The following is a 10,742-nucleotide window of genomic DNA, read 5'->3' as shown; positions in this document are numbered from 1 at the left end:
AGTCTGAGCCTCATCCAGGCATAGCATGCGGTCGCCAATCACGGAGTCCTGCCCTTCCCGGGACGGAGTCCGGTCAAATGGCAACCTCGTCGGCTGCTCGAAGCCCGACAGCTCGTTGCGCCAGAACGTCTCCCACTGGCTACGGTCCTGCCCCTCCAGCCAAGCGATAAAGTCACGGTAGCGGCTTGGCGTCGGCAAGGTGCTCGCACGCCCCGCGAGCAGATCGTTATACAGGGTGAAGAACTCCGCCACGATGCCCATGCGGCACCAGGCGTCCAATAGAATGTGGTGGTTACTGAACACAAAACCGAAGTGCTCAGCGCCCAACTTAACCAGACGCAAGCGAAACGGTACCTCGTGTGCCAGATCGAAACCGATGGTTAGCTCTTCTTCCAACTCCAACGCCAGCCGGCACTCATAGCCGTCAGGGTCGATGCCGGTCCAATCCAGCACACGCAGATCGGGCCGAGCATCGCGATGAACGATCTGCACCATGCGCTCACCCGCCTCCCAACAGAAAGAGGTGCGCAGTACAGGATGGCGACGCACGACTGTTCCCCAGGCCTGGCTAAATAACGCAATGTTGATTTCATGTTCGATGACGTAGCAGTACTGCATCAAGTAGATGCCTGATCCCGGCTCCAGCAAGGTATGCACCAACAACCCTTCCTGCATCGGTGACAGTGGGTAGATATCCTCGATCTGGTCACAGGCCACGGGCAACTGGTCCAGTTGAGCCTGGTTCAGGCCTGCCAACGGAAAATCAGAGGGTGTCACGCCCAGATTCCCGGATGCGCAACAATGCTCGATCAGTTCGGTCAAGGCCTGCTCGTAAGCCTTGGCCAGGGCATCGATGGTCTCGGGCCGATATTGATCATGACTGAAGGTCCACTCCAGGCTCAATTGACCGGCATAAATCTGGCCGTTGATCGCCAGTCCATTGCTCAATGGCGCATCATCGCTCTGAGTGCGCCCGAAGCTCTCCCTGGCGGGCACAAAAGCTGTGTCGGCGTGATCGAAACTGCCGTCGAATTGCCCAAGGTAATTGAAGGTGATACCCGCCGCTGGCAAGCCTTTGAGTTGCTCTCGCTGAGCCGGCTCCCCGAGGTAACGCAATACACCATACCCCAGCCCTTTATTAGGCACTGAACGCAGCTGCTCCTTGATAGCCTTGATCGACTCCCCCATCAGGGGCTCAGGCGTCAAGCGGACCGGGTAAACGCTGGTGAACCATCCGACGGTTCGGGTGATGTCCACGTCCTCGAACCAGTCCTCGCGCCCGTGGCCTTCCAGCTCGATCAGCACACAGTCCTGCTCGCTCCACTGAACAAGTACCCGCGCCAATGCACACAGCAGCAGATCGTTGATCTGGGTGCGGTAAGCCGCGGGGGCTACTTTTAACAGGGCCTGTGTAAGGTGCGCGTCCAGACGACTGGTGGCGGTGCTGACCTGCCGATAAGTAGCCGCTCCATCAGGGTTATCCATCGGCAAAGCGCCCGTGTGGACGCTGCCTTGCTCTAGCCAATAGGCTAACTCCTGCTGCATCGCACTTTGCATGGCATGCTGTTGCAACGCCTGGGCCCAGGCCTTGAGCGAGTGCGCTGCAGGCCCGGCTTCCCAGGCACCTCCTGACGCCAATAGCGCCTGCAAGTCTTCCAGCAAAATACGCCAGGAAACACCGTCTACAACCAAGTGATGCGCAACCAGCAAAAGACGCTGGGTGTTATCCGGCAGGTTGATCAGAACCGCCCTGAATACATGCCCCCTGGCAGGGTTCAGACTGCGCTGCGCTTCATCGGCCAGAGCACTTATCTCGTGAGCACTCTCTACCGCGCAACACCAGAGCACATCAGCCGGCACCTTGCGTTCAAACTGAGCCTGGCCCTGCTCCACTGCCTCCTGCGGGAAACTCAGACGCAACGCTGCATGCTGCTGCGCCAGACGCTCCAACGCTACAGCCAGCGACGCCTGCTCCAACGGCTGGCCGGGAACGAGCAGAATGCTCTGGTTCCAGTGATGACGATCTGCAATTTCCTGCTCGAAGAATCGCCGCTGCGCAGGCAACAGCAAGGTTGTCCCTTCGTCCTGCCCTGAGTGCCTGACCGCAGCAGCCGGCTTGGCTTCAATACGTTTGGCAACGTGCGCCAACGCCTCGATGGTCTGGTGCTCAAACAACTGCTTGGGCGTAATTTTGATCCCTTGGCGCTTGGATTTGGCAATGATCTGCAAACTGAGGATCGAGTCACCACCCAACTCAAAGAAATTGTCCGCAATCCCTACCGAATCAAGTTTGAGTACCTGCGCCCAGATCTCGGCCAAAATGCTCTGCACTTCATCGGTTGGCGCGACCTGTTGGCGCACTTGGGGTTGAGGTTTAGGCAGTGAGCGGCGGTCGAGCTTGCCGTTGCTGGTCAACGGCAACCGGTCGAGCGCCACGAAATGCGCAGGTATCAGGGCGTCCGGGAGCGTCTCGCTCAAATAGTGGCGAAGCGCTTCTGCGCTGACGTGCGACCCACCGACGTAATAGGCGACCAGTTGTAAACGCTGGGCATCACCTGGCACTGGAAGCGCCAGAACTGCAGCCTGCGTGACTCCGCTAAACCGCTGAATACAGCGCCCGACCTCACCCGGCTCGACACGATAACCACGGATTTTCACCTGATCGTCGAGGCGTCCTGCCACCGCGATGCCCTGCGAGGTCACGCGTGCGCGGTCGCCACTTCGGTAACTGCGCAGGCCGTCTCCTCGCGCATCCGGAACGAAGCGTTCGGCCGTCAGCCCTGGCCGTCCCAGATAACCGTCCGCCAGGCTCGGGCCAGCAATGTACAGCTCGCCCCACACGCCTGAAGCAACGTTGCAGAGGTACTCATCGAGGACCTCCACACAGGTGCCGCCCAGAGGCCAGCCAACCGCAATGATGTTGTGTGCCAGGTCCTCGTCTGACAACTCATGGGTCAGAACACCTACCGTCGTTTCGGTAGGACCGTAGTGGTTAACAACCCGGCAATCTGGCTTCAGGCTGCGGACCTGCTCGACCAGCACGGCTGGGCAAGGCTCACCGCCGAGAATCAAAAGGTGGGCGGGCAGCACCCGAGCCGGCTGGGTGGCCTGCAGAAGGCCCTGCAAATGGCTCGGAACGATCTTCAGCACTGAAATGCGCTGCTCGTGCATATAGGCGGCAAAACCGTCGGGATCGAACACCGCTTCCCTGGACAACAGGTGCAGCGTCTTGCCGCCGGCGAGCGCGCCGAACAGTACCGTATGGCCCAGGTCGGCGGCGACACTGGAGACCATCGCCAGGCTCGCGTCCGGCGCCAGCGCCAGGCGCTCGAGTGCGGTTTGCGTGTAATGGGCCAATGCCCCATGACTCACGACCACGCCCTTGGGTGTTCCGGTAGACCCGGAGGTGTAGATCACGTAAGCCGCAGACTGAGGGACAATCCTCAGGTCCAGAGGCGTATCCTCGAATGCAGCCCATCGAGCGGGCTCGTACAGCACCGGAACGCGGGTGTTGAGCAATGTGCTCAATGGATCGTTCGAGGAATAAATACAGGCGACGGCAGCACTGTCATCTAACAACTGCTGCAGCCGCTCGCGGGGTTGTTCAGGATCCAACGGCAAGAATGCAGCCCCGGACTTGAGCACCGCGAGCAGGCTGCAAACCCACTCGCCGGAACGGTTTTGGCACAACGCGACTCTGTCGCCAGCCCCCACCCCTTGTGCTCGCAGATACCGAGCAAGACGATTACTTTCACGCTCAAGGGTGAGCGCGCCAAGTTCGCCCTGGGCATCGCGCACGGCAATTCGTCCGGGTTGCGCCAGCACCTGAGCACGCCAAAGACCCAGCACATCTTGCACAGGAGCAGACAGCGGCGGGCCCACCAGACACGCTGAACTGTCTACCCTCTGCTCAATCAGCGGGACGTGCGGATAGTTCGCCATCGAGCCCAGAAGCTGAGTGAACGCCTGGGCCATTCGTTCAATCAGCGCAGCGTCGAATAAATCGGTCGCATAGGTGAAAAAGCCTTCCAGGCCGCGCTCGTCATCGGCAAAGTCGAACGCCAGGTCGAAGCGTGCATCGGCACGGGCAAGCCCATACTCCTCGATACTCAGCCCACCCATATTCTGTCGAACGCCACGCTCTGCCCGTTCGATAGACAGGTTCTGATTGAGTTTGAACTGGAACAAGGGGTTATGGCCGAGGCTGCGCTCGGGAACCAGAGCATCGACCAACTGCTCGAACGGAATGTCCTGATGAGATTGAGCCTGAGCGACCACGTCCTTGACCTGCTCAAGCAATTGCGCAGGCGTTGCCAACTCATCGACATCAACCCTGAGCACTTGAGTGTTGATAAAAAATCCAATCAGCCCCTCCAACTCCTGGCGGTTACGCCCTGCATTCGGCGCGCCGATGCGAATGTCCCGTTGGCCGCTGAACCTGGACAACACCACCGCCATCGCTGCGAGGACGGTCATGAACATCGTATGCCCGTGCTTACGCCCGTGCGCCCTGAGCGCCGCAGTGTTCTGGGCATCCAGTTTTACCGGTACCAGGGCACCTTTGAACGTCGCAACCGCAGGGCGTGGTCGATCCAGCGGCAACGCGAGGAGCGGGTGCTCATCGCCGAGTTGAGCCTGCCAATACGCCAACTGCCGCTGCCCCTCTCCGGCTTCGAGCCAGGCGCGCTGCCAGATCGCGTAGTCGGCATATTGAACGGTCAGCTCGGGCAATTGAGCGTCGACACCCTGACACTGAGCCTCGTAAAGGCGGACGAATTCGCCGACCATTAGCTCCATCGACCAGCCATCCGACACGATATGGTGCATGCATACGGCCAAGACATGTTCGGTGGGCGATACGCTTAACAGCCGGGCCCGGAAGAGCGGGCCGTCAAGCAAGTCGAACGGCTCGGACAACACCCGCCCCACCTCTATCTCAAGCTGTGCCTCGGTTTGCACGGGATGAATGGGGAACTCAAAATTCCCGGACGCCTCGATCTGCTGGTAAAACACGCCTTCCAACGACACAAACCGAGTGCGCAGGCTTTCGTGACGGTCGAACAACTGACCGAATGCGCGCCCCATTGCGGCTTCGTCGAGCACACCAGTCAAGCGAACGGCCATCGGAACATTGTAAAAACTACTGGTCGGCTCAAGCTGCCAAAGGAACATCAAACGCTGCTGCGCGTAAGAAAGCGGAATCTGCTCCACATCGTGGCGCGTCGGTACGATGGGCAGGAGCCTGAAGCTCTGTCCGGTTTCGGCCATCTTCTGCAAAATTTGCCGACGTTGCTCTTCAGGCAAACCTACGAAACGCTTGGCGATTCTTTGTGCGGTCGTGTTATCCATGTGTAGCTCAAGCCCCCGTCAATTCGTTCATCAAGTGTTCGATATCCGCCAAACCTGGCTCATCGTTGGCCATCCCATGCTCGGCAATCGCGCACGCGAAATCGCTCAGAATGGGCAACTCAAAGAGCAGCCGCAGCGGCATATCCACACCCAGTTCCGTGTTAATTCTTGAAATAGCCTGAGCCGCCAGTAACGAGTGCCCGCCCAGTTCGAAAAAGTTGTCGCCGCCACCCACTTGGTCGACCTTGAGCAAATCGCTCCAAATCTTGCCCAAGGCACGTTCGGTATCGGTGGCCAGCGGTAAATGCTCACGTGCAATCGAGCTCAGTGATGGCAGCGCGTTGCGATCGACCTTGCCGTTAAGCGTCAGGGGAAAGGCTGCCAGACCAATGAGGTGAGTCGGCACCATGAAGTCGGGCAGTGCCTCTTTCAGCCATGCCTTGAGACTCATGACCCGTTGCGCCGTGTCGCCCTGTGCAAGCGCCCATTCGGCCCCCGCGACATAGCCGACCAGTTGCGGGCCCATGGGCCCCTGATTTACCACCACCAGCGCCGAATCCACGGTGGGGTGTTCCATGAGCCGAGCCTCTATTTCACCCGGCTCAACACGATAACCACGCAACTTGATCTGGTGATCTGCCCGGCCGCCGTACTCCAGCGCCCCTGTCGAGTTGAAGCGTGCAAGATCACCGGTCCGGTACAAGCGCTCGCCTGAAGGGCCGAATGGATCAGGGATAAAACGCTCTGCAGTCAGCCCTGGACGAAGGTGATAACCACGCGCCAGGCACTCACTGCCGCCTATGAGCAAGTCGCCCATCATGTCGACATCCTGCAACCTTAAATCGGCATCGACGACATAGGTCGAACGTGCTTGCAGCGGCCGACCGATTGGAACCCCGCTCACTGACACATCGGCAGGCCGCAAGGCAGTACAGTCGTGTACCGTCGTCACGACGGTGGCTTCCGTTGGCCCATAAGTATTCAACAGGCAGACGGCGTCCAGCCCTGCCTCATGCCAACTGGACAGCCCCTCCAGAGGCATCGCCTCGCCCCCCACATGGACTTGACGCAGGCTTTGCGGGACAGATGCCCCGTCCTTCGCAAACTGCTCCGCGAGCGCCCGCCAATAGGTTGCGGGAAGATCCGCAACGGTGACCTGATGGCGTCGCATCTGCTGGCACAGTGTTTGTGGGGTCCACATATCCGGGCCACGCATGACGATTGCAGCCCCGGCAGTCAAAGCCGGGAAGAACTGCTCGACGAAACCATCGAAGCTGAACGTGGAGAACTGCAGGACACGATCACGCTCGCTCAGTTTCGAATAGTCGCGAGCCACTTCACTGAATCGACTCAGCACCCCATGGGAGATGCCCACCCCCTTGGGCTTGCCAGTGGAGCCCGAGGTGTAGATAACGTACGCCAGCTGCGCAGGGTGCAACCTGACATGAGGCACCTGTCGCTGGTCGGCTTCGCTCATCAGGGGCATCTGGTCGATACACAAGACCGGCAGACCTTCATCGACAGACCAACGCTCCAGCAGATGGCTCTGCGTCAGCAGCAAGCCCAACTGGCTGTCGGCGATCATGTAGCTCAGGCGCTCTGCGGGATACTGAGGATCAATCGGCACATACGCGGCTCCCACCTTGAGAACGGCCAGCAACGCAATCGCCATGTCGGGACTGCGCTCGCAAGCGATACCCACCAACACTTCAGCCCCCACGCCATTATTCGATAGCCAGCGGGCCAGCGCATTGGAACGGCGGTCCAGCCTGTCGTAGCTAAGTGTGAGGTCTTCGAAAACCAAGGCAGGTGCTTGGGGAGTCAGGGCAGCCTGGGCCTGAAACGCCTCATGAACAAAAGGCGCGACGGCGCCTGGAGCAGGCCCCCTGGACCACTGTTCGATCACGTGCGATTGGGCCTGCGCACCCGCCCCACTTAACGCCCCCAGACACGTCTGCCAATCGTGGGCCAATGCAATCAAGGTCTGGGCCAATTGACCTGACAACTGCTCAACACGAGCCGCAGTGAAATGGCGCACTTGGTAGTTGAAATGCAGCACACATTGCTCATCCACCCCAACGCCAATGGTCAATGGAAAGTGGGTTTGTTCCTGATGGCTGACGGGACCAAAACTCAGCCCGACCGGGCCCCCTCCATCCTGTAACGCTTGGGAAACCGGGTAATTTTCGAATACCAGCAACGTGTCGAACAATGATTCGCCGGGATACCCTGCCCAACGCTGAACCTCATACAACGGCGTATGTTCGTACTCACGCAGAGCAGCCGCGTGCTCCTGGACCATCAACAGCGCATCCACCACGAGGCTCTGCGGGTCAGGGGCCAGGATCACTGGCAAGGTGTTGATGAAAAGCCCCAGTTGCTCTTCGACACCCGCCAGGTGTGCGGGCCGCCCCGAGACCGTCGCCCCGTAGGTCACACAGGTTTGGCCGGTATGGCGTTGAAGTACGAGGGCCCAGGCGAGCTGCACCAAGGTATTGAAGGTGACTCGGTGCTCACGGGCGAATGCGCCAAGTCGCGCAGTGGCGATCGAATCCAGCGTTCGATAGTGGTCCATATGGCGAGCCTGCTGGTCGACGTTGGCTGGAAGCGGTCGAGCCAAGCGTGTAGGCGCTTGCACAGCCTGCAGTTGTGCTTGCCAGAAAACCTCGGTGGCCTTGGCATCCTGTCTGTGCAACCACTTCAAATAGGCCCGATAGGCCCCTGCCGACGCAGGCACTGGCTGCTGACCATAACGCTGAAGCACTTCACCGAGCAGACGCGCATTACTCCAACCGTCGAGCACGATATGGTGGCTCGTATAAACCAGGTGGTAACGCTGGTCATCCAAACGGATAACAGCAACCCGCAGTAATGGCTCGCTGGCCAAATCAAAACCCGCCGCCAAATCGGCCTGCGCCCACGCTGCCAACGCTGTCGCGCACTCACCCTGGCCTTGCCAGTCCAACTCGACAAATGGCAAAGGATGGGGGCCCCGAATCACCTGAACCGTGGTCCCGTCGACGGTCACGAACTGGGCGCGAAGTGTTTCATGAGCGTCGAAACTGGCCTGCCAGGCACGACGGAATCGCGGCAGATCAAGCCCGCTCACCTCCACTTGCATCTGGTTCACATACGCACCGCCGTGGCGTTCCAGTTGCGCATGGAAGAACATGCCTTGCTGCATGGGCGTCAGCGGGTAGATATCAGTCAGGTCTACGTTTGCGAGCAGCAGCGTATCGACGTGCTTCTGGGTAATGTCCACCAGCGGGAAGTCGCCGGTGATAGCCGTGCGTGCAAAGTCCTCGGTATGACTGCGCTCAATGAGCTCATTCACCAATCGGGTGAAACGGTCCACCAGACCTGAAATGGTGTCGTGCGTGAAGCACTCCCGGCTGTATACCCAGTCAAGGCTCAGCTCACCGCCGTAAACCTGCCCATTGATGCTTAACAACACATCAAGCGGTGCATCTGGGTGCTGAGCCGCGCCGTGGCCCTCCTTGGCCGGAGCGAACAGGCCTTGTTCCCGGTCGAAACTTTGGTCGAACTGCCCCAGATAGTTGAACAGGATGTCGCCCTTGGGCAACACGTCCATGCGCGCCTGCACTGCAGGCTCACTCAGGTAACGCAGAATGGCGTAGCCGATGCCCTTCTCCGGCACCTGCCGCAATTGCGTCTTGACCTGGCGCACCGATTCGATCAGATCGTTGGCGGGGGTCAGTTTTACCGGGTACATACTGGTGAACCAACCGACCGTACGCGAAAGATCAATCGCGCCTGAATCATCCTGTCTCCCGTGGCCTTCCAGGCGCAAAACCGTCGAAGGCTGTCCACCCACGTCGCAGATCACTTTTGCCAGCACGGCAATCAAGACTTCGTCGACGCCGGCCCGACAGGCAGGGGCAACTCGCTGCAACAGACGTTGGGTCTGTTCGCGGCTGAGGCTGTACTTGACCACTTCAGCATCGGCGAAACGGTTCCGGCCCTCGGCATGATCGGCCGCCAGCCCCGTACTGGCGCCCCCAAGCCCGGCTTCCCAATAGCCCAGCTCATCCCGGGCCACGTTGAGCGCGCGGCCTTGAAGCTGTTCGGCCCACGCTCGCACAGAGCTGGTCTTTTGCGGCAAGCACACGGGCTTTTCATGCGCGAGGGTTTGGTAGGCCTGTTGCAGATCCTCCAGCAAGATCCGCCATGACACGCCATCCACCAGCAGGTGGTGGAAAACCAGCAACAGGCGCTGCTCGCCCGCCGGCAATGTCATCAACACGGCCCTGAGCAGCGGCCCATCGTTTAGATCCAGGCTGGCTTGAGCCTCGTCGGCCAGCGGGCCGATGGCCTCTGTGTTTTCCAGTTGGGCAACCCAAAGCCACTCATGGGACTGCTCAGCCGCGTAACTCGCACACCATCGAGAATCCTGGCGCTTGAATGTCAGACGCAACGCGTCGTGGTGCTCCACCAGTGCCTCGATGGCCTGGCGCAATCGCTGAGGTTCAAGAGCACTCGACGGACGCAACAGCACCGACTGATTCCAGTGGTGTCGGTGCTTGAGCGCCAGCTCGAAGAACCACCGATGGATCGGTAGCAGTGCAAGGTTGCCAGAGAGCCTGGACTGATCGAGATGGCGGGTAGGCTGCTCGTTCACACATCGAGCCAGTTGAGCGATGGTCTGATGCTCGAAAAGGTCCCGCGGCGTAAACTGCAGCCCTGCCTGGCGGGCACGACTGACCAGTTGAATGGAGACAATCGAATCACCGCCCATATCAAAGAAATTATCGTTGCGCCCTACCTGATCCACGCCCAGTACGCTCGCCCAGATCGCAGCCAGCGCTTGCTCGCGTTCACCTTCGGGAGCTGCGTAGGCGTGGCTTGTCTGGCGCACGTCCACCGACGGCAACGCCTGTCGATCAAGCTTGCCGTGGGCCGTCAGGGGCAGTGCGTCCAGCACCATTAGGTGTGCCGGCACCATGTGTTCGGGCAACTCGGCCTTGAGCCGCTGCTTCAGCGCTGCCAGCCACTCGACACGCTGCTGCGCACCCACTTCGGCCACCAGATAACCCACCAGTTGCGCGCCGGCCGGGCCCTCCACCGCCAGCACCGCCACCTGGCGCACGTCACGGTCCTGCAACAGGCTGGTTTCGATTTCCCCCAACTCGATACGAAAGCCACGGATCTTCACTTGTTGATCCGCACGGCCCAGGTAATCCAGGCTGCCATCGGCGCCATAACGCGCAAGGTCGCCACTGCGATACAACCGGCCACCCGGCGCACCGAACGGGTCCGGCACGAAGCGCTCGGCGGTCAGTCCGGCTCGGTTCAAATAGCCCCGCGCCAGCCCTGCCTGACCGATATACAGTTGCCCGCTGCAACCACGCGCTACCGGCTCCAGTTCGGCATCC

General features: G+C 60.1%; 2 protein-coding genes. Both read right to left on the bottom strand.

What is annotated here, in order from left to right:
- Window positions 1-5,349, bottom strand: a 5,349-nt coding sequence (locus VGC62_RS20795; protein WP_331188962.1) for an amino acid adenylation domain-containing protein, incomplete at its 3' end; no start/stop codon positions are given.
- A 7-nt stretch (window positions 5,350-5,356) separates the two neighbouring features.
- Window positions 5,357-10,742 (bottom strand): amino acid adenylation domain-containing protein (locus VGC62_RS20790; protein ID WP_331188961.1); only part of this gene is annotated, 5,386 nt, incomplete at its 5' end.

The organism is Pseudomonas sp. (assembly GCF_036404235.1).
GTDB lineage: Bacteria > Pseudomonadota > Gammaproteobacteria > Pseudomonadales > Pseudomonadaceae > Aquipseudomonas.
This window is presented reverse-complemented; position numbering and strand designations above follow the sequence as displayed.